Source organism: Rahnella sp. R3(2024), assembly GCF_042920125.1.
Lineage (GTDB): Bacteria > Pseudomonadota > Gammaproteobacteria > Enterobacterales > Enterobacteriaceae > Rahnella > Rahnella rivi.
Genome location: NZ_JBHGBU010000001.1, coordinates 1593935 through 1615010, shown reverse-complemented (window position 1 = coordinate 1615010; position 21076 = coordinate 1593935). Strand labels below are relative to the sequence as shown.

The following is a 21076-nucleotide window of genomic DNA, read 5'->3' as shown; positions in this document are numbered from 1 at the left end:
TAAACTGTAGCAGGAAGGAACAGCATGACAGATGTAACTGTAAAATCGCTGGCGGCAGAGATTCAGACCCCGGTAGATCGCCTGGTACAGCAATTTGCTGATGCAGGGATCTCGAAGTCCGAATCTGACTCTGTGACCCAGCAGGAAAAAGAAACATTGTTGGCGCATCTGAATGGCGGAAACGCTGGTGCGACAAACAAACTGACGTTACAACGCAAAACGCGTAGTACACTGAATATTCCGAGCACCGGCGGGACGAGTAAATCGGTGCAAATCGAAGTCCGCAAGAAACGCACTTATGTTAAACGTGATATGACCGAAGCAGAACTTGCCCAGGCCGAAGCGGAAGAGCAGGCGAAGCGTGACGCGGAAGAACAGGCACAGCGTGCAGCAGCAGAGCAAGCCCAGCGCGAAGCTCAGGAAAAAGCCAAACGCGCCGCCGAAGAGCAAGCTAAACGTGAGGCCGCTGATAAAGCTAAGCGTGATGCAGCGGAAAAAGATAAAGTGACGAATCAACATACTGACGAAGTAACCAAACCAGCTCAGGCAGAGAAAGCACGCCGTGAAGCTGAAGCCGCAGAGCTGAAACGCAAAACGGAAGAAGAAGCCCAGCGTAAGCTTGAAGAAAACGCCAAGCGCATCGCAGAGGAAGCCCGTAAAATGGCTGACTCAGGTGTCTGGACTGAAACTGTCGCGCCAAGCGAATCAGAATCTGCTGACTATCATGTCACCACTTCTACCCACGCCCGTGCAGCTGAAGACGAAAACGACGCCAAAGTTGAAGGCGAACGTCGTAGCCGTACCCGCGGTGGAAAAGCGACCAAGCAGAAGAAAGGCAATAAACTGTCTGAATCTAAAGCGGATCGCGAAGAAGCACGTGCCGTTGGCCGTAATGGTAAAGGCAAGCGTAAGCCAAGCACACTGCAACAGAGCTTCAACAAGCCTGTCGCTGCTGTGAATCGTGACGTTGTTGTGGGTGAAACCATTACCGTTGCTGAGTTGGCGAACAAAATGGCAGTTAAAGGCTCTCAGGTCATCAAAACGATGATGAAACTGGGTGCGATGGCTACTATCAACCAGGTTATTGATCAGGAAACTGCTCAACTGGTTGCTGAAGAAATGGGCCATAAAGTCATCCTGCGTCGTGAGAACGAGCTGGAAGAAGCGCTGATGAGCGACCGTGATACCGGTGCTTCAGCTGCCGCTGAGCCACGTGCTCCGGTTGTGACCATCATGGGTCACGTTGACCACGGTAAAACCTCCCTGCTTGACTACATTCGCTCAACGAAAGTTGCTGCGGGCGAAGCCGGTGGTATTACTCAGCACATCGGTGCTTATCACGTTGAAACAGAAAACGGCATGATCACCTTCCTGGATACTCCGGGACACGCCGCGTTTACTTCAATGCGTGCACGTGGTGCCAAGGCAACTGACATCGTGGTTCTGGTTGTTTCAGCCGATGATGGCGTGATGCCACAGACCATTGAAGCAGTTCAGCATGCGAAAGCGGCTGGCGTGCCAATCGTGGTTGCAGTGAACAAAATTGATAAGCCAGATGCTGATCCAGATCGCGTTCGCACCGAGCTTTCTCAGTACGGCGTTATGCCGGAAGAGTGGGGCGGTGAATCTCAGTTCATCCATGTTTCTGCGAAAGTCGGTACGGGTATCGACGATCTGCTGCAAGCCATCTTGCTGCAAGCTGAAGTACTGGAACTGAAAGCGGTACGTACTGGTATGGCAAGTGGTGTTGTGATTGAGTCCTTCCTGGACAAAGGTCGCGGCCCGGTAGCAACAGTTCTGGTTCAGGAAGGTACGCTGAATAAAGGCGATATCATTCTGTGTGGCTTCGAATACGGCCGTGTTCGTGCGATGCGCGATGAACTGGGACGTGACATTCTGTCTGCAGGTCCTTCTATTCCTGTCGAAGTGTTGGGTCTGTCCAGCGTTCCGGCTGCGGGTGATGAAGTGACTGTTGTTCGTGATGAGAAGAAAGCTCGTGAAGTTGCTCTGTATCGTCAGGGTAAATTCCGCGAAGTGAAACTGGCTCGTCAGCAGAAATCTAAACTGGAAAACATGTTTGCGAACATGACCGAAGGTGAAGTTTCTGAACTGAACATCGTTCTGAAATCTGACGTACAGGGTTCTTGCGAAGCGATTTCCGATGCACTGCAGAACTTGTCAACCGACGAAGTGAAAGTCAAAATCGTAGGTATGGGTGTCGGTGGTATTACCGAGACTGATGCAACGCTGGCAGCCGCTTCCCGTGCGATCATCCTGGGCTTCAACGTGCGTGCGGATGCTTCTGCCCGTCGCGTCGTAGAAAGCGAAAGCCTGGATCTGCGTTACTACTCCGTCATCTATAACCTGATTGATGAAGTCAAACAGGCGATGAGCGGTATGTTGGCGCCAGAGTACAAACAGCAAATCATCGGCCTGGCTGAAGTTCGTGACGTGTTCAAGTCACCGAAATTTGGCGCAATTGCAGGTTGTATGGTTACTGAAGGTATGATCAAACGTAACAACCCAATCCGTGTACTGCGTGACAACGTGGTGATCTACGAAGGCGAGCTGGAATCCCTGCGTCGCTTCAAAGATGACGTTGCTGAAGTTCGTAACGGCATGGAATGTGGTATCGGCGTTAAGAACTACAACGATGTGCGTACTGGTGATGTGATCGAAGTCTTCGAAATCATCGAGATCAAACGTACTATCGCTTAACGTTTGCGAAGTAGCTGATATCCAGATGGGGGCCTTGCGCCCCCTTATTTGTCTGGAGCAAGTGGAGAAAGAATCATGGCAAAAGAATTTAGCCGTACTCAACGTGTCTCTCAGGAGATGCAAAAAGAAATCGCGATTATTTTACAGCGCGAAGTCAAAGATCCGCGCGTTGGCATGGCCACCGTGTCCGGCGTAGAAGTGTCACGTGACCTGGCTTATGCCAAAGTGTTCGTCACCTTCCTCGACGTGTTGACCACCGATAATCACGATCCCGATCGTGTGAAAAACGGCATCAGAGCCTTACAGGATGCATCAGGTTTCATTCGTACCCTGATCGGTAAAGCGATGCGTTTGCGTGTTGTTCCGGAACTGACCTTTGCTTACGATAACTCCCTGGTTGAAGGCATGCGTATGTCTAACCTGGTGACTAACGTCGTGAAGAATGATGCTGAACGTCGTTCAGCTGCAGGCGACGACGAGGAAGCATAATGAGCCGCCCACGTCGCCGCGGCCGTGATATTCACGGCGTTCTGCTACTGGACAAATCTTACGGCTTGTCTTCCAACGATGCCCTGCAAAAGGTGAAACGCCTTTACAACGCGAACCGTGCAGGACATACCGGTGCGCTCGACCCTCTGGCAACGGGCATGCTGCCATTGTGTTTAGGTGAAGCGACCAAGTTCTCGCGTTTTCTGCTGGATTCAGACAAGCGTTATCGGGTCATTGCCCGCCTAGGCCAACGCACTGATACGTCTGACGCTGAAGGTGAGATCGTTTCCGAACGTGAAATAACCTTTACGCCGCAGCAACTTGACGACGCACTCGATAGCTTCCGCGGGGAAACCCAGCAAATTCCTTCTATGTATTCTGCGTTAAAATACGAAGGCAAGAAGCTGTATGAATACGCACGCCAGGGTATCGAAGTTCCCCGTCAATCTCGCAGTATTACGGTGTATGAACTGAAGTTTATCCGCTGGGAAGGCGTTGAGGTTGAACTGGAAATCCATTGCTCAAAAGGCACTTACATTCGCACTATTGTGGATGATTTAGGTGAAAAATTGGGTTGTGGCGCACACGTCACTTATTTGCGTCGTTTGCAGGTGGCTACGTATCCCCTTGAGCGCATGGTCACAATGGAAAAACTCCATGAGTTGATTGCTCAGGCAGAAGAGCAGGGCATCGATCCACGCTTGCTGTTGGATCCGTTGTTGCTACCTATGGACAGCGCATGCGAAGACTTCCCGGAAGTGAATTTGCTGCCTGTGGTGGCCGGATACGTTAAACAGGGTCAACCTGTTCAGGCATCGGGCGCACCGACGAGCGGCATGGTTCGCATTACGGAAGGTGAAGAACATAAGTTTATCGGCATTGGTGAAATTGACGATGATGGCCGCATTGCGCCACGTCGTTTAGTCGTCGAATACGCCGAATAAGCGCTTTTTGCCCACCTTGCGATCATATATAGCAAAGGGTAGAATAGCGCAGCTTATGCATTGGGTAGCTGAATTAGAGATCGGCACCCGTTTAAACTATCTATAATATTTTGGAGTATAATTATGTCTCTAAGCGTTGAAGCTAAAGCTCAAATCGTTTCCGACTTTGGTCGCGGCACTAACGACAGTGGTTCTACCGAAGTTCAGGTTGCTCTGCTGACTGCTCAAATTAACCATCTGCAAGGTCACTTTGCAGAGCACAAAAAAGATCACCACAGCCGTCGTGGTCTGCTGCGTATGGTTTCTCAGCGTCGTAAACTGCTGGACTACCTGAAGGGTAAAGATGTAGCGCGTTACACCAGCCTGATCGAACGTCTGGGTCTGCGTCGCTAATCAAGCGAGTTTCAGTGTAAAGGGGCCAATAGGCCCCTTTATTCTAGGAAGCAACACCAAATCAGGGTACTGTATGGCTGTTGTTTCTGCTGTTTTTCTAAGAACATGAACTTCCGTTACAGATGTTTTCGCGCGGCTAATGAGAGACTTTATTGCCACATTGTCAGGTCAATAAGGATTGTCATTAGTCGCGAGAATGTAGTGAGAAGCTCGGATATCTATCGGCGTGAACTGCTGTCATAACAGCTGCGTGCCACAATTAAGGACATTACATTGCTTAATCCGACTATTCGTAAATTCCAATACGGCCAGCACACCGTTACGCTGGAAACCGGCATGATGGCGCGTCAGGCGACTGCAGCCGTGATGGTTAGCATGGACGACACCGCGGTATTCGTTACCGTTGTTGGCCAGAAAAAAGCCAAACCAGGTCAGAGTTTCTTCCCACTGACTGTTAACTACCAGGAGCGTACTTATGCTGCTGGTCGTATCCCGGGTAGCTTCTTCCGTCGTGAAGGCCGTCCAAGCGAAGGCGAAACACTGACTTCACGTCTGATCGACCGTCCAATTCGCCCACTGTTCCCGGAAGGTTTCCTGAATGAAGTTCAGGTTATCGCGACCGTGGTTTCCCTGAACCCGCAAGTAAACCCTGACATCGTTGCGATGATCGGTGCGTCCGCTGCCCTGAGCCTGTCTGGTATTCCTTTCAGCGGCCCAATCGGTTCAGCACGCGTGGGTTACATTAACGATCAGTACGTTCTGAACCCAACCGCAGATGAATTGAAAACCAGTAGTCTTGACCTGGTCGTTGCCGGTACTAAAGGCGCGGTTCTGATGGTTGAGTCTGAAGCTGACGTTCTGAGCGAAGACCAGATGCTGGGCGCTGTGGTGTTCGGCCACGAGCAACAACAAATCGTTATCGATAACATCAACTCTCTGGTTGCTGAAGTCGGTAAAGCGAAATGGGATTGGCAGCCAGAAGTGGTTAACGCAGAGCTGCACGCTCGCGTTGCAGCCCTGGCAGAATCTCGTTTAGGTGATGCTTACCTGATCACTGATAAACAAGACCGTTACGCTCAGATCAACGTCATCAAAGCGGAAGTGGTTCAGACCCTGCAAGCTGAAGATGAAGCGCTGGACGCTGGCGAAATTTCTGACCTGCTGGGTAGCATTGAGAAGAATGTGGTGCGTAGCCGTGTTCTGCGTGGCGAGCCACGTATCGATGGTCGCGAAAAAGACATGATCCGCGGTCTGGACGTTCGTACTGGCGTTCTGCCACGTACTCACGGTTCAGCGCTGTTTACGCGTGGCGAAACTCAGGCACTGGTTACTGCAACTCTGGGTACTGCCCGTGACGCGCAAAACCTGGATGAACTGATGGGCGAGAAGTCTGACAGCTTCCTGTTCCACTACAACTTCCCTCCGTACTCCGTTGGTGAGACCGGGATGGTGGGTTCACCAAAACGTCGTGAAATTGGTCACGGCCGCCTGGCGAAACGCGGCGTGCTGGCGATGATGCCAAAACCAGAAGACTTCCCGTACACCGTACGTGTCGTGTCTGAAATTACTGAATCTAACGGTTCATCTTCTATGGCTTCTGTTTGTGGTGCATCTCTGGCCCTGATGGATGCAGGTGTGCCGATCAAAGCCGCTGTTGCAGGTATTGCAATGGGTCTGGTTAAAGAAGGCGAAAGCTTTGTTGTTCTGTCTGACATTCTGGGTGACGAAGATCACCTGGGCGACATGGACTTCAAAGTAGCCGGTAGCCGCGATGGTATCACCGCGCTGCAGATGGACATCAAAATCGAAGGTATCACCCGCGAAATCATGCAGGTGGCTCTGAACCAGGCTAAGGGTGCGCGTCTGCACATTCTGGGCGTAATGGAACAGGCTATCAGCACTCCGCGCGGCGACATCTCTCAGTTTGCTCCACGTATCCACACCATCAAGATCAGCCCGGACAAAATCAAGGACGTGATCGGTAAAGGTGGTTCTGTGATCCGTGCCCTGACTGAAGAAACGGGTACAACCATTGAAATCGAAGATGACGGTACTGTGAAAATCGCAGCAACCGACGGCGAGAAAGCGAAATACGCTATCCGTCGTATCGAAGAGATCACTGCAGAAATCGAAGTTGACCGTATCTATCAGGGTAAAGTGACCCGTATCGTAGACTTTGGTGCGTTTGTTGCCATCGGCGGCGGTAAAGAAGGTCTGGTTCACATTTCTCAAATCGCTGACAAGCGTGTAGAGAAAGTGACTGATTACCTGCAAATGGGTCAGGAAGTACCGGTTAAGGTACTGGAAGTTGACCGTCAGGGCCGTGTGCGTTTGAGCATCAAAGAAGCCACTGCACCGACTCAGGATGATACAACTAAGCAACCTGACGCAGAATAATCTGTAACAGAAGTTTTACAGCTCCTTTCCATCCGGAGAGGAGCTGTTCGTATCACGAGCGTAGGACGCGTTTGTGTTAAGCAAGCGGATGACAGGACGTCTATCCAATGTTTGTCTCCGGGAGTAGAAATGAAGCCTTTCTTGCGCTGGTGTTATGTTGCGACAGCACTTATGTTGGCAGGATGCAGCAACCATGATTGGCGTAAAAATGAAGTTCTGGCGATTCCTTTGCAGCCGACGTTGCAGCAGGAAGTCATCCTGGCGCGCATGGAACAAATTCTTGCCAGCCGGTCATTAACCGATGATGAGAGAGCACAGCTATTATATGAGCGCGGTGTGCTGTATGATAGTCTCGGGCTAAGAGCACTGGCGCGTAATGATTTTTCACAAGCGCTGTCTGTTCGTCCTGATATGCCAGAAGTTTTTAACTACCTGGGGATTTACCTAACGCAGGCAGGCAATTTCGATGCTGCCTATGAAGCGTTTGATTCTGTACTAGAGCTTGATCCAACTTACAACTACGCGCGTTTGAACCGAGGTATCGCCCTGTATTACGGTGGCCGATTCTCGTTAGCGCAGGATGATCTGCAGGCGTTTTATCGAGACGATCCAAATGATCCCTTCCGTTCATTATGGCTTTATCTTGCGGAGCGAGAAATCAATCCAAAGGATGCCGACGTAGCGCTTCAACAGCGTTATGACAAAGCGGACAGAGGGCAATGGGGATGGAATATCGTCGAATTCTACCTGGGCAAAATCAGCGAATCTACGCTGATGGAACGCCTCAAGGCAGAAGCAACGGATAACACTTCGCTCGCTGAGCATCTCAGTGAAACTGACTTCTATTTAGGTAAGCACTACCTAAGTCTGGGGGACAAGAACAGCGCTGCGGCACTGTTCAAACTGACGGTAGCTAACAACGTTCACAACTTTGTTGAGCACCGCTATGCATTGTTGGAATTGGCGCTTTTGGGCCAAGAGCAAGACGACCTATCAGAATCGGACCAGCAATAGCTGACGACACCAATCAGCCTGATTAATCATGGTTTTTACCATTTTTAAGCGCCTTAACGGGCGAGGGTTGCTTTGTTCGTTTTATAATCTAATTTGAGCCGGTTCACACTTTTCAATGAAAATGACTGAAAATTTTCTCGACGAGTTATGTAGACTGGCTGCCATTATTAATGAGGCACGTGTACATGACTACTGAGCTTGAAACCTCTTTTGCTGACCTGGGGCTGTCTGCTCCGATCATTTCTGCCCTGACTGATTTGGGCTACGAAAAACCTTCACCAATCCAGGCTGAGTGTATTCCTCACCTGCTGAGTGGCCGCGACGTTCTGGGTATGGCGCAGACCGGTTCCGGTAAAACTGCTGCATTCTCTTTACCTTTGCTGCACAACATTGATGCTTCACTGAAAGCACCACAAATTCTTGTTCTGGCTCCGACCCGCGAACTGGCGGTTCAGGTTGCTGAAGCAATGACCGATTTCTCTAAACATATGCATGGCGTGAATGTGGTTGCCCTTTACGGCGGCCAGCGCTATGACGTTCAGCTGCGCGCACTGCGTCAAGGTCCACAAGTTGTTGTGGGTACCCCGGGCCGCCTGCTGGACCACCTGAAACGCGGCACCCTGAACCTCTCTAACCTGAGCGGTCTGGTGCTGGACGAAGCTGATGAAATGCTGCGTATGGGCTTCATCGAAGACGTTGAAACTATCATGGCGCAGATCCCGGCTGAACATCAGACCGCGTTGTTCTCTGCAACCATGCCAGAAGCGATTCGTCGCATTACGCGTCGCTTCATGAAAGATCCACAGGAAGTACGTATCCAGTCAAGCGTGACTACCCGTCCGGACATCAGCCAGAGCTACTGGACTGTGCACGGCCTGCGTAAAAACGAAGCACTGGTGCGTTTCCTGGAAGCAGAAGACTTTGATGCAGCCATCATCTTCGTTCGTACTAAGAGCGCGACCCTTGAAGTGGCCGAAGCTCTGGAACGTAGCGGCTACAGCAGCGCTGCACTGAACGGCGACATGAACCAGGCGCTGCGCGAGCAAACCCTGGAGCGTCTGAAAGATGGCCGTCTGGACATTCTTATCGCAACCGACGTGGCAGCACGTGGTCTGGATGTAGAACGTATCAGCCTGGTTGTTAACTATGACATCCCGATGGACTCTGAGTCTTACGTTCACCGTATCGGTCGTACCGGTCGTGCAGGCCGTGCTGGTCGCGCATTACTGTTCGTCGAAAACCGTGAACGTCGCCTGTTGCGTAACATTGAACGCACCATGAAGCTGACCATTCCAGAAGTTGAAATTCCTACTGCTGATGTCCTGGGCGAGCGTCGTCTTGCTAAGTTCGCAGCAAAAGTTCAGCAACAACTGGAAAGCAGCGATCTGGATCAGTACCGCGCATTGCTGGCTAAACTGCAACCTGCAGAAGAGCTGGACATCGAAACGCTGGCTGCTGCACTGCTGAAAATGGCACAGGGCGAACGTCCTCTGATCGTTGCTGCTGACCCAATCTTCAAAAGCCGTCCACCGCGTCGTGAATTTGAAGAACGTGGCGATCGCGGTGACCGTGGCGATCGTCGTGACCGTCCGGCTCGCAGCAACGACCGTCCTGCACGTGATGGCGACAGCCCACGTCGTGAGCGTCGTGACGCTGGCGAAATGGAACTGTATCGCATCGAAGTGGGTCGTGATGATGGTGTTGAAGTTCGTCACATCGTTGGCGCGATCGCTAACGAAGGCGACATCAGCAGCCGTTACATCGGTAACATCAAGCTGTTCGGTACGCACTCTACTATCGAACTGCCGAAAGGTATGCCGGGCGAGATTCTGTCTCATTTCACCCGTACTCGTATCCTGAACAAACCGATGAACATGCAGTTGCTGGGTGATGCTCAGCCACAGGCTGCGCGTCGCGAACGTCCAGCCGGTGCAGGTGGTGAGCGTCGTGGTAACGGTGCTCCGCGTCCTTTCAACGGTGACCGTCCTGCGGGTGCAGGTGGCGAACGTCGTGGTAACGGCGCTCCACGTTCTTTCAGCGGCGATCGTCGTGAAGGTTCTTCTGCTGCAGGCGAACGTCGTCCGCCAAGCCGCGCACCACGTCGCACGACTGACGCATAATTTATCGCACCTGGTTTTACTCGGGTGCAGATAATAAAAAACCAGCCTTAACCGGCTGGTTTTTTTTCGTCTTAAATTTGCGAACGCGATTAACTGATGCGCTGTTCTTTTACCAAATCATCCTGTAAGCCAGCCACAATCTCGAAGGAATGCAAACGCGCCTGATGATCAAAAATCTGGCCGTTAATCATCAGTTCATCCGCTTGTGTCTCACGCAGAATGGACTGCAATCCCTGGCGTAGCGTGTCTTTATTACCGACGACCGACATACGCAGCGCATTATCCACCCCAAAGCGCTCTGACGCGGACCACAGACTTTCAATGTTATCCACGGGTGCTGGCAGTTTGCCCGGCATACCGCGACGCAAATTGATGAACTGCTGCTGATTTGAGGTAAACATCCGGCGCGCTTCTTCATCCGTATCCGCGCCAATCGCGTTAATACACACCATGGTATACGGCTTTTCAAACTGGGCAGAAGGCTGGAATTTACTGCGATAGATGGCTAATGCCTGATAGAGCATATCCGGCGCAAAATGCGAGGCGAAGGCAAAAGGCAATCCCAGTGCGGCGGCCAGCTGAGCGCTGTACAAGCTCGATCCCAGCAGCCAGATCGGCACATGCAATCCCTGACCCGGCACGGCCTGCACCGCCTGCTGTGGCTGAACTTCACCGAAGTACAACTGTAATTCCTGCACATCTTTCGGGAAATTATCGACTTCACCGGAGAGATGGCGGCGCAGTGCAATCATTGTGCGCTGATCGGTACCCGGCGCGCGGCCAAGACCAAGATCGACACGGTTCGGATACAGCGTCGCCAGTGTGCCGAACTGTTCGGCAATGACCAGCGGGGAATGGTTGGGCAGCATGACCCCGCCGGAACCGACGCGAATCGTTTTCGTGCCGCCCGCGATGTATCCCAGCAACACCGACGTCGCCGCACTGGCGATGCCGGTCATGTTGTGATGCTCAGCCATCCAGTAACGTTGATAGCCCCATTTTTCAGCATGTTGTGCCAAATCGAGGGAAGATTTAAAGGCCTGTGCAGCGTCGGCACCTTGTGGAACGGGTGCTAAATCCAGCACGGATAGGGGAACGGTGTGTTTATCAGACATAGTCACGGCTCACTCGTTGATGGGCGAAACACAAGCAGTTCGCCCGCTAAAAATGCTCATAATTAGAACGAGTATTACCCATTCACCGTGGATTGAATACTGCATTTGTGCCTTTCCTGATCCTCTAACTCATGCGTAACGACTATGAATTGCGTTTAATTTATCGTTTCAGTCAATATGTTGTTTTGTGTTAAAAACTCTCTGTCAGCGCCGCTATGATTGAACGCCTCCTGTGATGTATCGATCACTCCGAAAACAGAGCGCGGCGAAAGGACACTCAAGGAATGGAAAACCAATGCCTCTGAAGAACACTGGCGAGAAAAAAAAGGATCAGGCAACACATGAGTAAACGAATTTTATTGACCCTTCTGCTGGTCTTCGTGGCGGTTTCTTTAGCCGTGTTGTTCCGTGCGAACAATCAGGACTTATTGCTGCAGGGCGAAGTCGATGCGCCGGAAGTCATTGTCGCGTCCAAAGCCAAAGGTCGCGTGATTGAACGTCACGTTGAACGCGGTGACGATGTCAAAGCAGGTCAGCTACTGATCACCCTCGACAGCCCGGAAATGATGGCGCAGTTGCACGCCGCCGAAGCGGCCCGCGATCAGGCAAAAGCCCAGCTCGATCTCTCTGTTAACGGTACCCGCGAAGAGAGCATCCGCAATTTGAAAGCCACGCTGGCCCAGTCTCAGGCGGAATATGTTAACGCCCGCGACCTCTACAACCGCAACGCCAAAGTGGCGGCGAAAGGGTTTATTTCAGCGTCTGATTTAGAAGATTCCCGCCGCGCCCGTGACAGCGCCTATGCACAAGTTCTGGTCGCCAAAGCCAATCTTGATGAAGGTGTAAATGGCGACCGCGTGGAACAGCGCGAAAGCTACGCCGCGCAGTTGCGTCAGGCGGAAGAAGATTTACTGGAAATCAAAGCGCAAACCGATGACTTGCAGGTGAAAGCCCCGGTCGATGGTGAAGTGGGGCCGATCCCGGTGGAAGTCGGCGAACTGGAAAGTGCGAACAGCCCGTTGCTGACGTTAGTCCGTCTGCCTGACGCCTATTTCGTCTTTAATTTGCGCGAAGATATTCTGGCCGGCGTGCGCAAAGGCGACAAAGTACAAATGCGCGTGCCTGCGCTGAACAACCAGATGATCGAAGCCGAAGTGCGCTATATCGCACCGCTCGGTGATTACGCAACCAAACGCGCCACGCGTGCGACAGGTGATTTCGATCTTAAAACCTTTGAAGTGCGTCTTTACCCTGCGAAACCGGTGCCCGGATTGCGGCAGGGCATGAGTGCGCTGTGGCAGTGGAAGGCGAAGTGAAGCGGGTCAAAGCGCCGCGCAGTGAAAGAATAAAAGCCGGATGGCGCTGTTTTAGCCGGGCATTTAACCGTGAAGTCAGTCATGCATTCCGCAAGCCGGTGATCCACTGGCTGTGCTGGATTTTCCCGTTGTTGCTGTTTGGCCTCATCAGCAGCAATTTCTCTGAAGGCACTCTGCTGAATTTACCGGTGTCGGTCATCGACAACGATCACAGCAACCTGTCGAAGACCCTGACCCGCAAACTGGACGCCGGTTCCCATGCTCATGTTCAGGCCTTCAGTGGCGGATTGCAGGAAGCGGAATATCGCCTGCGTACCGCGCAGGATTACGCGTTGCTGTATATTCCGGTTAATTTCGAAGCGGACGTGCTGGCCGGAAAACAGCCAAGTGCGGTGCTGTACTACAACGCTTTGTTCTACGGTGCCGGACTGTATTCCACGCAGGATTTCAGCGGGCTGATCACTGAACTCAATACCCGTTACCGTTCGATTATTGCGACTGAAATCGGCAAAACGTTGCCGTCGCTGGCGAGCGTGGATCTCTCCTACGGCAGCCTGTTTAATGCCAGCGGCAGCTACATTTATTACCAGCAGTTCGCTGCGACCATTCACCTGCTGCAACTGTTTACCGTCACCTGCATGATTTACGTCATGGCGCGCAGTCAGGCGTTGATCAGCACGCCGTCGTTTACGCTGGCACTGCTGGGCAAACTCGCGCCTTACACGCTGTGTTTCACCACGTTACTGATGGTCGAGATCGCCATGCTGGTCGGCTTTTTTGACGCGCGCGTCAGCGGTAACCCGCTATATATGCTGCTCATCGGTTTCTTTTATGTGATTGCCGCCCAAAGCCTCGGGCTGTTGCTGTTCACCTTTACCAAAACCACGATTACGGCCTACACCATGATGGGGATTTTCGTCAGTATCGCGCTGACCTTCTCCGGTATGGCGGTCCCGGTGCTCTCGATGCCCTTGCCTGCGCGGATAATTTCCGGCATCGAACCGCTCAGTTACGCCCTGGCCGCGATGTTTGACGTCTTCCTGCGTGAAGTGTCCGTGCGCGGTATTTTAATGGTCTGCGCCATCCTGCTGATCTATCCGCTGGTCACCAGCCTTCTGGTGCGGAAACGCTTATATCTGCGGCTGAAACAACAGGAGCCAGGAAAATGACCCGTCGCGAATGGTTCAGGACCTGGTGGGGGACTTTCAGCAAAGTGCTGACGGGCCTGCTTGATAAACCGATGTGGATGATGTTGCTGATTTCCCTGTGCGTGATGAGCATGGTCTACGCCAACCGCACAGTGTGGGACTTGCCGGTCGCCGTCGTCGATCAGGATCACAGTACCGCCAGCCGGATGCTGACCCGCCAGCTCGACGCGACCTCGAAAGTCGCCACGGTGCACTATGAAAATCTGGCGGATGCCGAGCACGATCTTGCGCTGCGCAAACTGTTCGCCGTGATCATCATGCCGGTCGATCTGGAGAAGAAGATCCTTGCCGGTCAAAATATCGTTATTCCGGTGTACGGCGATGCCACCAACCGTCTGGCAAACGGGCAGATCCAGCAGGATGTGCTGGGGGCGTATCAGGCGCTCCTCACCCAATACAACACTGATCTGTTGTTGAGCAACGGCTTCAGCGAGCGTCAGGCCAGCGTGGTGCTCTCGCCGATGGTGGGGCAGACGCTGGATCTGTTTAACCCCGGCATCAGCTTTGCGGCAATCATTTTCCCCGGCCTGCTGGTGATGTTGTTACAACACTCCCTGCTGATTGCCAGTGTGCGCGTCAGTATTGTGCTCAACAGCGCTCCCTCCGGAAAACCGACGATCCCGGCATTTCTCGGCGGGATTTCGGCGCTGATCCCGGTCTGGCTGTTTTTATCGATCGTGCTGTTTGTGCTTTGGCCGTGGATATTAGGCTACCGGCAAACGGCCAGCATTCCGGAAATTCTGCTGCTGACTTTCCCGTTCCTGTTGGCCGTTTTAGGGCTGGGAAAACTGGTTACGGAATGTCTGCGCAGCGTCGAGCTGATTTACCTGACGCTGGCTTTTCTGACCACGCCGGTGTTTTACATCTCCGGCACTATCTGGCCCTTACAGGCAATGCCGGCATGGGTTCGGGCAATCTCTTCTATGCTGCCATCAACGTGGGCGACCAAAGCGATTGCCGGGGTGAATCAGATGGGGCTGCCGTTCAAAGACGTGGGCGGCGATATTCTGATGCTACTGATCCTGTGCGCGTTTTACACCTTCACCGGTATTGCCGTGGGCATGCTGCGCGACGGCGTCCGCCTGCGGGCGATGTTCAGGCGCAAACATAAAAAAGCGTGATAAAAAAGGGATATCGCCGCAAAGCCATATCCCTTTTCTTTTCCACACAGGCTGAAATTACTGGCGTAGTTCCAGTCCGGCGACGCGCTGCCAGTAACCGTTACAGTCAGCCTTATCGGTCAGCGTCAGCGGCGCTAATCCGTGCTCATTGCGGCGAAACGCCTCCAGCGTGGCAAGTGCTTCGCTGCTTTCCGGCGACAGCCTGACGATATCCACCAGCCCCTGCATCGAGGTCAGTTCATTACCGAGATTGTAACAATAGCCACTTTGCGTCTGAATACCGTTGAGCACGAACACCTGCTGATTTTCCTGTGACAGCACCTTACGGCCCTGCGGATACTCGATGCAGCAGGTTTCGCACTCATCCTTGGCTTTGTTCTCTGAACGCGCGGTAAAACAGCGTGCCGAATAAGCCAGCGGCAGATGCCCGTAAGACAGCACTTCCACTTCAAACTTATCGCGAATACCCAGATCCTGACACTGGTTCAGCAGATTCGCCAGCCAGTCGCGGGAAAGCTCAACCGGCATACACCAGCGCACCATGCCTTGTTTTTGCAGGATTTTTAGCGTGACGGCGTTATAGCAGTTCAGTGCATGGCCCACCACAAACGGCAGATTGCGCTCAGCAGCCATATTCACTGCGCCAAAATCATTGGCTTCCAGCAGAAACTCACCGTTCTCGACATAGCGTTTCAGTTCATTGAGTTCAGAGGGTGCCTGCAACAGGGCCAGCGTGGAAATCACCACCTGTTTGCCGGTCGCTGCCAGCTGGCGCGCGACCTCCAGCCAGTCGTTAACCTTCATTTCACGGCGTTTGGTACAGACATTTTCACCCAGATAAATGATGTCTGCGCTGCTTGCGGCGGCGGCCTGATAAAACTCTTCCACCTGCGCTTTCGGCCAGTAATAAAGGATGGCGCCTAAAGAATATTTCATCATTGTCTCTTCGGTTACTGCCATTTGCGGTGATAGGCACCGAGCGTCGTTTGTGTCCCTTCAGACATTGCGCCCAGCGTGCTCATCCAGGCGGCATCGGTTGTAAAGTGCACCGGATCGGCCATGCAACGGTCTATCGCCGCTCGCCAGACGCGGGCGACCTGGCTGACATAGGCCGGGCTGCGCTGCCTGCCTTCAATTTTCACCGAGGCAATATTGGCGGCGAACAGCTCTGGCAGTAATTCCAGCGTATTCAGGCTGGTGGGCTCTTCCAGTGCATGATATTTGGCGCCATCCACCAGATAACGGCCTTTGCACAGCGTCGGATAACCGGCGTTTTCGCCTTCCTCGTAACGATCTATCAGCACATCGTTCAGGCGTGATTCCATGCCCTGCGCGGTTTGCTGCCAGCGCACGAACCGCGCCGGAGAACAGGCTCCGACAGTATTGGGTGATTCACCGGTCAGGTAGGAAGACAGATAGCAGCGGCCTTCGGCCATAATGCACAGGCTGCCGAAGGCGAACACTTCCAGCGGCACCACCGACGTGCGCGAGAGCTGACGTACCTGATGCATGGAAAGTACGCGCGGTAACACCACACGGGCGACGTCGAAGTTACGTTTATAGAAACGGATCGCTTCATCGTTGGTGGCCGAAGCCTGCACCGAAACATGGCGCTCCACGTGAGGATATTTATTGGCCGCGTAATCCAGCATGGCGATATCGGCGAGGATCAGCGCATCCGCGCCGAGTTGCGCGGCCATATCCACGGCGCGCTCCCAGCGCTGATACCCGTCCGGATGTGCAAACGTATTGATGGCGATGTGCAGTTTACGTTGGCGGCTGTGCACGTAACTGACCGCTTCCTGGAGTTTTTTATCTGTGAAATTCAGACCTGCAAAATGGCGCGCGTTGGTGTCGTCTTTCAGGCCGATATAAACCGCATCGGCCCCGTTATCGATCGCCGCTTTCAGCGCAGGTAAATTCCCTGCCGGACAAAGTAGCTCCATGATCATTCCTTGCTGCAACCGGACAGCGTAGCTGAAGGGTTGATAGTGATGAGAAGCGATATGCCGACGTAATTCATTCATCAGCGAGGGCTTAGGTTGGCGAACTATTTTAGAGAAGCTATAGATGCAATATTTTGATTTGAGGCAGTTTCTGCGGTATTGAGCGGTGAGTTAGGGCCGGGGAGGTTGTACGTGAGGTTTTTCTGTAGCAGTATTTATTGATGCAGGCCGCTGAATGAGTCTGGCGATGTGGCAAAATAGACTGACGTGTTGCCCAAAAAGTTACCGAAAGGAGTAGTGCGAGTGTTGCAAAAACTACGTGCACGTATAGTTCGTCAGGGGCCATCCCTGTTAAGTGTGCCTTTAAAATTCACCCCTTTCGCCGTGTCGCGTCAGGTTTTGCAGCAGGTGTTGAGCTGGCAGTTACGTCAGGCACTGGCCGACGGCGAACTGGATTTTCTGGAAAGCCGCTGGTTAAAAATTGAGGTTTCCGATCTCAACCTGAGCTGGCAGATGTCCGTCAGCGAAGGCAAACTGATCATCCGCGAACAAGGCGAAGCCGACGTCAGTTTCAGCGGTCAAGCCAACGATCTGATCCTGATCGCGGCGCGTAAGGAAGATCCGGATACGCTGTTCTTCCAGCGTCGTCTGCGCATTGAAGGTGACACTGAACTCGGTCTGAACGTGAAGAATCTGATGGATTCTATCGACCTTGATACGATGCCTGCACTGCTGAAAAACGGTCTGCTGCGTCTGGCCGACTTTGTTGAAGCAGGTCTGCAAGAGGGCCGTGAGCCACAAGCTCCGGTAGCTGAACCATGTTAATTCGAACTGAAATTCCTGTAGATGCGGCGGGCATAGACCGCCTGTTGCGCTCTGCGTTTCCGACCGGTGCCGAAGCCGATTTAGTCCAGGAACTGCGCGAAGACGGCCTGCTGACGCTGGGCGTTGTGGCAACGGATGATGAAGGTGGTGTCGTGGGTTACGTTGCTTTTTGCCCGGTCGATATTCAGGGTGAAGATCGTAACTGGGTGGGGCTGGCTCCGCTGGCGGTAGAAGCCTCACTGCGCAAGCAGGGGCTGGGGCAAAAACTGGTGTACGAAGGGTTAGATTCCCTTAACGAGTTCGGCTATGCCGCTGTGGTGGTATTAGGTGAACCGGCGTATTACCGCCGTTTTGGCTTCAAACCCGCCGCGCCACACGACCTGCATTGCCGCTGGCCGGGCACGCAAGATGCTTTCCAGTTGTTTACCCTGTCAGACGATGCGCTCACCCATGCCAGCGGAGAAGTGGTTTTCCCGGCGGCATTTAACCGTTTCTGATTTCCAGCGGGCCTGTTATCAGGCCCGTCAGCACTCTTCCTGAACACCGCTCTCCGGCAAGCCAAAATACCTTTCCAGACACGGCGGCGCATTTTTTACCAGTAACTCCTTTTGCGCCTTGCTGAGCTTCTTCACTCTGATTTCTAGCTTCGATGCCAGCGAACGGTTGCCCGCAGGGCAATGGAACGCCAGCCGTAACTCGCCTTTTCCCCGCAGCGCTTTCGCCCCTTTTCCGGACTGATGCTCCGCCAGACGCCGCGTCACGTCGGTGGTGATCCCGGTGTACAGCACGCCGGTCGGGGTTCTCAACATATACAAATACCAGTTTGGTGGGGCTGACATAGGCTCATGGCGTTTAATAAAGTTTGCGTAAGTTTACCCGAAGCGCACAAAGGAGTGACGTAAAACCTGTTGGCAGCGCGTTACACTGTGCGCAAAGAATGGAAAGGGCACCGTTGATGAATAATCCCGACGATCTGAAACACATCCTGAAGTTTCTCAATAAAAACCACGTTCTGGCGCTGTGCGCCGCCGCTGATGGCGACATGTGGAGCGCCAACTGTTTTTACGTCACCGATTCAGAAAGCCTGTCGCTGTATTTCATGACGGAAATGAAAACGCTGCATGGCACGCTGATGGCGAAATCGCCGCAGGTGGTCGGCACCATCGCGCCGCATCCGAAAACCATCGCCCTGATCCAGGGGATTCAGTTTCGCGCAGAGGCCACGCTGCTCAGTGGTGAAGAAGAGGGGCGTGCGCGCCATCTTTATTGCACGCATTTTCCCGTGGCCGTGGCGATGAAAGCGCCGGTGTGGCGGCTTAAACTCAATTACATCAAGATGACCGACAACACGCTCGGCTTTGGGAAAAAGCTGCTGTGGGATCGGGGGATGTCTGACATTCATCCGTAACAGGATATGTCTTATAGCGCTGCATTAACGATCAGGTAACACTGAAAAATCTGCTGATAAAAGCTATCTGAAACGCCGATGTTTAAAAGGAAGTGATATGGCAAAAGTTCTTCTTCTTGGTGGGAGTGGTCTGGTGGGGCGAGAGCTTCTGCGCCTGCTCCAGCTGGATCCGCGCGTCAGCCGCATAGTTGCGCCGAGCCGCCGTCCTTTGCCGCCGGGCAGTAAAGTGGTCAATCCGCTGGGAGCCAATCTGACCTCACTGGTGGTCGCGCTGGATGAACCCATCGATTTGCTGTTCTGTTGTCTTGGCACCACCCGCAAACAGGCTGGCAGTGCGGCGGCCTTCCGGGCCGTCGATTACGATCTGGTTGTCGACAGCGCCAAAGCCGCACGGGAACTGGGCGCACGCCATTGTCTTACCGTCAGTGCCCACGGTGCCGATGCGCGTTCGCGTTTTTTATATAACCGGACCAAAGGCGAAATGGAACAGGCGCTGATGCAACAGGGATGGCCGTTGCTGACGCTGGTCAGACCGTCATTGCTGGTGGGAAAACGCCATCCGCCGCGCCTGCTGGAACAACTGAGTGCGCCATTGTTTAAATTATTGCCGGGAAAACTGAAAGCCATTGATGCCGATATCGTGGCCAGAGCGTTGCAGGAGCAGGCATTCAATGCCGGGCTGGGCGGAATAACGGTGCTGGAATCCGATCAGATTGCCGCCAGTATTGAAGATCTTTAATCCGCGTGATCCGCTCAGGCGGATCCTTGTGATAAGGTATCAGGCAAAAAACGTGAATTTTCTGCCTGTCTGACCTGACGCTTCCTCCCGATCGATCTTTACAGATATTTTTCCGCAAATACCGCCAGATCCCTGAAGTCCGGCATCCTTTCTTTCAGCGTTTCATGATCCCAGTTCCACCACTGACTTTTTTCGATCCTGTCGATCATCTTATCGTCAAAGCGCATGCCAATCTTCTTCGCCGGTACACCCGCGACAATGGAATAAGGCTCGACGTCTTTGGTGACCACTGCCGACGTGCCGATCACCGCGCCATTGCCGACGTTCACGCCCGGCATCAGCACCGCGTTATGGCCGATCCACACATCATTGCCCACGGTGACGTGATGCTCACGCCGCCAGTCGAAAAAGGCCTGATCGTCTTCACCCAGCCCATACACCGAACTGCGGTAGGTGAAATGGTGCTGCGCTACACGCTGATAGGTCGGGTGATTGCCGGGATTGATCCGCACATAAGTGGCGATCGACACAAACTTGCCGATCGTCGCGTAGAAGATCTGGTTATTTCCGGCGGTGTAAGAGTAATCGCCGATCTGCGTTTCTTCGATGATCGCGTTATCCGCGATGTGCACATAGTGCCCGAGCTGCGATCCGTTCAGCTCAACCTGCTGACCAATTTGAGGCCGGGAAAAATCGTGTTCATCAGCCAGCGAAAAGGGAGAAATGATGTCTGTCATAGGATCCTTCATCGTAACGTCACGGGATAAGCCGGGGCACTGACCGGCAGCGAAAGCACCGCCAGCAGATGCTGTAATGTTTCCTGTAATGCGCCGTCATTGTTCAGCAGATGGCATTCGGCGGGCAGCGCGCTGGCATACTCTCTGGCGCGCTGAAGCCGACAGGCAATCTGCGCCGCATCTTCGCGTCCGCGTTCCGTAAGACGTGCGGCCAGCACCTCGTCTGAAACCTGTAAACACACCGGCAGCAGCCGCTTGCCATAACGCTGACGGGCGATGTCCAGATGCGCGCGTGAGCCGTTGACCACCACATGACAGCCCAGTTGCATCCAGCTGTCGATTTCAATGCCCACGCCATAGCGGCACTGGTGTGCATGCCATTCAAGGGCAAATAAACCGAGCTGGCGGCGCTGAATAAACTCGGTTTCACTCAGCGCAATGTGGTTCTCGGCGCCCGCATCGGCAGGGCGCGTAATGTAGCGGTGCGCCACGGCGACATCAGTGGGTAAATGCTGGCGCAACGCGTCCAGAAGACTGTCTTTGCCTGAACCCGACGCGCCCATCAGATAGAGTAAACGACTCATCC

General features: G+C 53.3%; 21 protein-coding genes. 15 read left to right on the top strand and 6 right to left on the bottom strand.

Features of this window, described 5'->3' with window-relative positions; translation table 11 throughout:
* The first annotated feature begins 24 nt into the window (after positions 1-24).
* The 8 genes from infB to ABSH60_RS07180 all read left to right on the top strand — a co-directional run bounded on the left by infB (position 25) and on the right by ABSH60_RS07180 (position 10075).
* Positions 25-2718: a translation initiation factor IF-2 gene (infB, locus tag ABSH60_RS07215; RefSeq protein ID WP_056782434.1), complete on the top strand. Its 2694-nt coding sequence runs from the start codon at positions 25-27 to the stop codon at positions 2716-2718.
* 75 nt (positions 2719-2793) lie between these two features.
* Complete coding sequence (rbfA, locus tag ABSH60_RS07210; RefSeq protein WP_056782433.1) at positions 2794-3207, top strand: 30S ribosome-binding factor RbfA; 414 nt, start codon at positions 2794-2796, stop codon at positions 3205-3207.
* Positions 3207-4151: a tRNA pseudouridine(55) synthase TruB gene (gene truB, locus ABSH60_RS07205; RefSeq protein ID WP_390973351.1), complete on the top strand. Its 945-nt coding sequence runs from the start codon at positions 3207-3209 to the stop codon at positions 4149-4151. Before rbfA ends, truB begins: the two co-directional genes overlap by 1 nt.
* Before the next feature lie 123 nt (positions 4152-4274).
* On the top strand, positions 4275-4544 hold the full coding sequence (gene rpsO, locus ABSH60_RS07200) for a 30S ribosomal protein S15 (RefSeq protein WP_056782431.1): 270 nt from the start codon (positions 4275-4277) through the stop codon (positions 4542-4544).
* 273 nt (positions 4545-4817) lie between these two features.
* Positions 4818-6941 (top strand): polyribonucleotide nucleotidyltransferase, encoded by a 2124-nt coding sequence (gene pnp, locus ABSH60_RS07195; protein WP_056782430.1) that lies wholly within the window; start codon positions 4818-4820, stop codon positions 6939-6941.
* Between the two features lie 129 nt (positions 6942-7070).
* Entirely contained in the window at positions 7071-7955 is an 885-nt protein-coding gene (nlpI, locus tag ABSH60_RS07190; protein WP_056782429.1) for a lipoprotein NlpI, read from the top strand.
* 115 nt (positions 7956-8070) lie between these two features.
* A complete protein-coding gene (gene yrbN, locus ABSH60_RS07185; protein ID WP_096335046.1) occupies positions 8071-8151 on the top strand; it encodes a protein YrbN in 81 nt (26 codons plus the stop codon).
* A complete protein-coding gene (locus tag ABSH60_RS07180) occupies positions 8141-10075 on the top strand; it encodes a DEAD/DEAH family ATP-dependent RNA helicase (RefSeq protein WP_122096272.1) in 1935 nt (644 codons plus the stop codon). Before yrbN ends, ABSH60_RS07180 begins: the two co-directional genes overlap by 11 nt.
* 89 nt (positions 10076-10164) lie before the next feature.
* Here ABSH60_RS07180 and ABSH60_RS07175 read toward each other — a convergent pair whose 3' ends face one another.
* Entirely contained in the window at positions 10165-11190 is a 1026-nt protein-coding gene (locus ABSH60_RS07175) for a luciferase-like monooxygenase (RefSeq protein ID WP_390973348.1), read from the bottom strand.
* Between the two features lie 341 nt (positions 11191-11531).
* On the opposite strand from ABSH60_RS07175, the gene ABSH60_RS07170 reads away from it, so the two are divergent.
* The 3 genes from ABSH60_RS07170 to ABSH60_RS07160 are packed head-to-tail and all read left to right on the top strand — an operon-like array spanning position 11532 to position 14835.
* Positions 11532-12506, top strand: coding sequence for an efflux RND transporter periplasmic adaptor subunit (locus ABSH60_RS07170; RefSeq protein ID WP_390973346.1), 975 nt, complete (start codon positions 11532-11534; stop codon positions 12504-12506).
* Positions 12503-13675, top strand: coding sequence for an ABC transporter permease (locus ABSH60_RS07165; RefSeq protein ID WP_122096315.1), 1173 nt, complete (start codon positions 12503-12505; stop codon positions 13673-13675). Before ABSH60_RS07170 ends, ABSH60_RS07165 begins: the two co-directional genes overlap by 4 nt.
* Positions 13672-14835 carry an ABC transporter permease gene (locus ABSH60_RS07160; RefSeq protein ID WP_390973344.1) on the top strand — a complete coding sequence of 388 codons (1164 nt, stop codon included), beginning with the start codon at positions 13672-13674 and terminating at the stop codon, positions 14833-14835. Before ABSH60_RS07165 ends, ABSH60_RS07160 begins: the two co-directional genes overlap by 4 nt.
* Before the next feature lie 57 nt (positions 14836-14892).
* Here ABSH60_RS07160 and ABSH60_RS07155 read toward each other — a convergent pair whose 3' ends face one another.
* Positions 14893-15771, bottom strand: a complete 879-nt coding sequence (locus ABSH60_RS07155) for a U32 family peptidase (RefSeq protein WP_056782520.1) — start codon at positions 15769-15771, stop codon at positions 14893-14895.
* 14 nt (positions 15772-15785) lie between these two features.
* Complete coding sequence (locus ABSH60_RS07150) at positions 15786-16781, bottom strand: U32 family peptidase (RefSeq protein WP_390973342.1); 996 nt, start codon at positions 16779-16781, stop codon at positions 15786-15788.
* A 303-nt stretch (positions 16782-17084) separates the two neighbouring features.
* On the opposite strand from ABSH60_RS07150, the gene ABSH60_RS07145 reads away from it, so the two are divergent.
* Both ABSH60_RS07145 and ABSH60_RS07140 read left to right on the top strand, forming a co-directional pair.
* Positions 17085-17606 carry an SCP2 domain-containing protein gene (locus tag ABSH60_RS07145; protein ID WP_136375208.1) on the top strand — a complete coding sequence of 174 codons (522 nt, stop codon included), beginning with the start codon at positions 17085-17087 and terminating at the stop codon, positions 17604-17606.
* On the top strand, positions 17600-18103 hold the full coding sequence (locus tag ABSH60_RS07140; RefSeq protein WP_056782422.1) for a GNAT family N-acetyltransferase: 504 nt from the start codon (positions 17600-17602) through the stop codon (positions 18101-18103). Before ABSH60_RS07145 ends, ABSH60_RS07140 begins: the two co-directional genes overlap by 7 nt.
* Before the next feature lie 27 nt (positions 18104-18130).
* Here ABSH60_RS07140 and ABSH60_RS07135 read toward each other — a convergent pair whose 3' ends face one another.
* Complete coding sequence (locus ABSH60_RS07135) at positions 18131-18445, bottom strand: GIY-YIG nuclease family protein (RefSeq protein ID WP_122096269.1); 315 nt, start codon at positions 18443-18445, stop codon at positions 18131-18133.
* 116 nt (positions 18446-18561) lie between these two features.
* On the opposite strand from ABSH60_RS07135, the gene ABSH60_RS07130 reads away from it, so the two are divergent.
* On the top strand, positions 18562-19014 hold the full coding sequence (locus ABSH60_RS07130; protein ID WP_183850040.1) for a YhbP family protein: 453 nt from the start codon (positions 18562-18564) through the stop codon (positions 19012-19014).
* A gap of 97 nt (positions 19015-19111) precedes the next feature.
* Positions 19112-19753: a hypothetical protein gene (locus ABSH60_RS07125; RefSeq protein WP_056782419.1), complete on the top strand. Its 642-nt coding sequence runs from the start codon at positions 19112-19114 to the stop codon at positions 19751-19753.
* A 98-nt stretch (positions 19754-19851) separates the two neighbouring features.
* Here the strand turns inward: ABSH60_RS07125 and ABSH60_RS07120 are convergent, their stop codons facing one another.
* The gene (locus ABSH60_RS07120) at positions 19852-20490 is read right to left on the bottom strand and encodes an acetyltransferase (RefSeq protein WP_056782418.1); all 639 of its coding nucleotides are present in this window, start codon (positions 20488-20490) and stop codon (positions 19852-19854) included.
* A gap of 8 nt (positions 20491-20498) precedes the next feature.
* Positions 20499-21074, bottom strand: coding sequence for a ribose 1,5-bisphosphokinase (gene phnN / locus ABSH60_RS07115; protein ID WP_390973339.1), 576 nt, complete (start codon positions 21072-21074; stop codon positions 20499-20501).
* Between the last annotated feature and the right edge of the window lie 2 nt (positions 21075-21076).

Excerpts from the sequence above, each read along its gene's own strand:
- truB (WP_390973351.1), top strand. The coding sequence starts at position 3,207 with ATGAGCCGCCCACGTCGCCGCGGCCGTGATATTCACGGCGTTCTGCTA.
- ABSH60_RS07125 (WP_056782419.1), top strand. The coding sequence starts at position 19,112 with ATGGCAAAAGTTCTTCTTCTTGGTGGGAGTGGTCTGGTGGGGCGAGAG.
- yrbN (WP_096335046.1), top strand. The coding sequence starts at position 8,071 with ATGAAAATGACTGAAAATTTTCTCGACGAGTTATGTAGACTGGCTGCC.
- ABSH60_RS07120 (WP_056782418.1), bottom strand. The coding sequence starts at position 20,490 with ATGACAGACATCATTTCTCCCTTTTCGCTGGCTGATGAACACGATTTT.
- ABSH60_RS07150 (WP_390973342.1), bottom strand. The coding sequence starts at position 16,781 with ATGGAGCTACTTTGTCCGGCAGGGAATTTACCTGCGCTGAAAGCGGCG.
- ABSH60_RS07160 (WP_390973344.1), top strand. The coding sequence starts at position 13,672 with ATGACCCGTCGCGAATGGTTCAGGACCTGGTGGGGGACTTTCAGCAAA.
- ABSH60_RS07135 (WP_122096269.1), bottom strand. The coding sequence starts at position 18,445 with ATGTCAGCCCCACCAAACTGGTATTTGTATATGTTGAGAACCCCGACC.
- ABSH60_RS07170 (WP_390973346.1), top strand. The coding sequence starts at position 11,532 with ATGAGTAAACGAATTTTATTGACCCTTCTGCTGGTCTTCGTGGCGGTT.
- ABSH60_RS07175 (WP_390973348.1), bottom strand. The coding sequence starts at position 11,190 with ATGTCTGATAAACACACCGTTCCCCTATCCGTGCTGGATTTAGCACCC.
- rbfA (WP_056782433.1), top strand. The coding sequence starts at position 2,794 with ATGGCAAAAGAATTTAGCCGTACTCAACGTGTCTCTCAGGAGATGCAA.
- nlpI (WP_056782429.1), top strand. The coding sequence starts at position 7,071 with ATGAAGCCTTTCTTGCGCTGGTGTTATGTTGCGACAGCACTTATGTTG.
- ABSH60_RS07155 (WP_056782520.1), bottom strand. The coding sequence starts at position 15,771 with ATGAAATATTCTTTAGGCGCCATCCTTTATTACTGGCCGAAAGCGCAG.
- infB (WP_056782434.1), top strand. The coding sequence starts at position 25 with ATGACAGATGTAACTGTAAAATCGCTGGCGGCAGAGATTCAGACCCCG.
- ABSH60_RS07140 (WP_056782422.1), top strand. The coding sequence starts at position 17,600 with ATGTTAATTCGAACTGAAATTCCTGTAGATGCGGCGGGCATAGACCGC.
- ABSH60_RS07130 (WP_183850040.1), top strand. The coding sequence starts at position 18,562 with ATGAATAATCCCGACGATCTGAAACACATCCTGAAGTTTCTCAATAAA.
- phnN (WP_390973339.1), bottom strand. The coding sequence starts at position 21,074 with ATGAGTCGTTTACTCTATCTGATGGGCGCGTCGGGTTCAGGCAAAGAC.
- rpsO (WP_056782431.1), top strand. The coding sequence starts at position 4,275 with ATGTCTCTAAGCGTTGAAGCTAAAGCTCAAATCGTTTCCGACTTTGGT.
- ABSH60_RS07180 (WP_122096272.1), top strand. The coding sequence starts at position 8,141 with ATGACTACTGAGCTTGAAACCTCTTTTGCTGACCTGGGGCTGTCTGCT.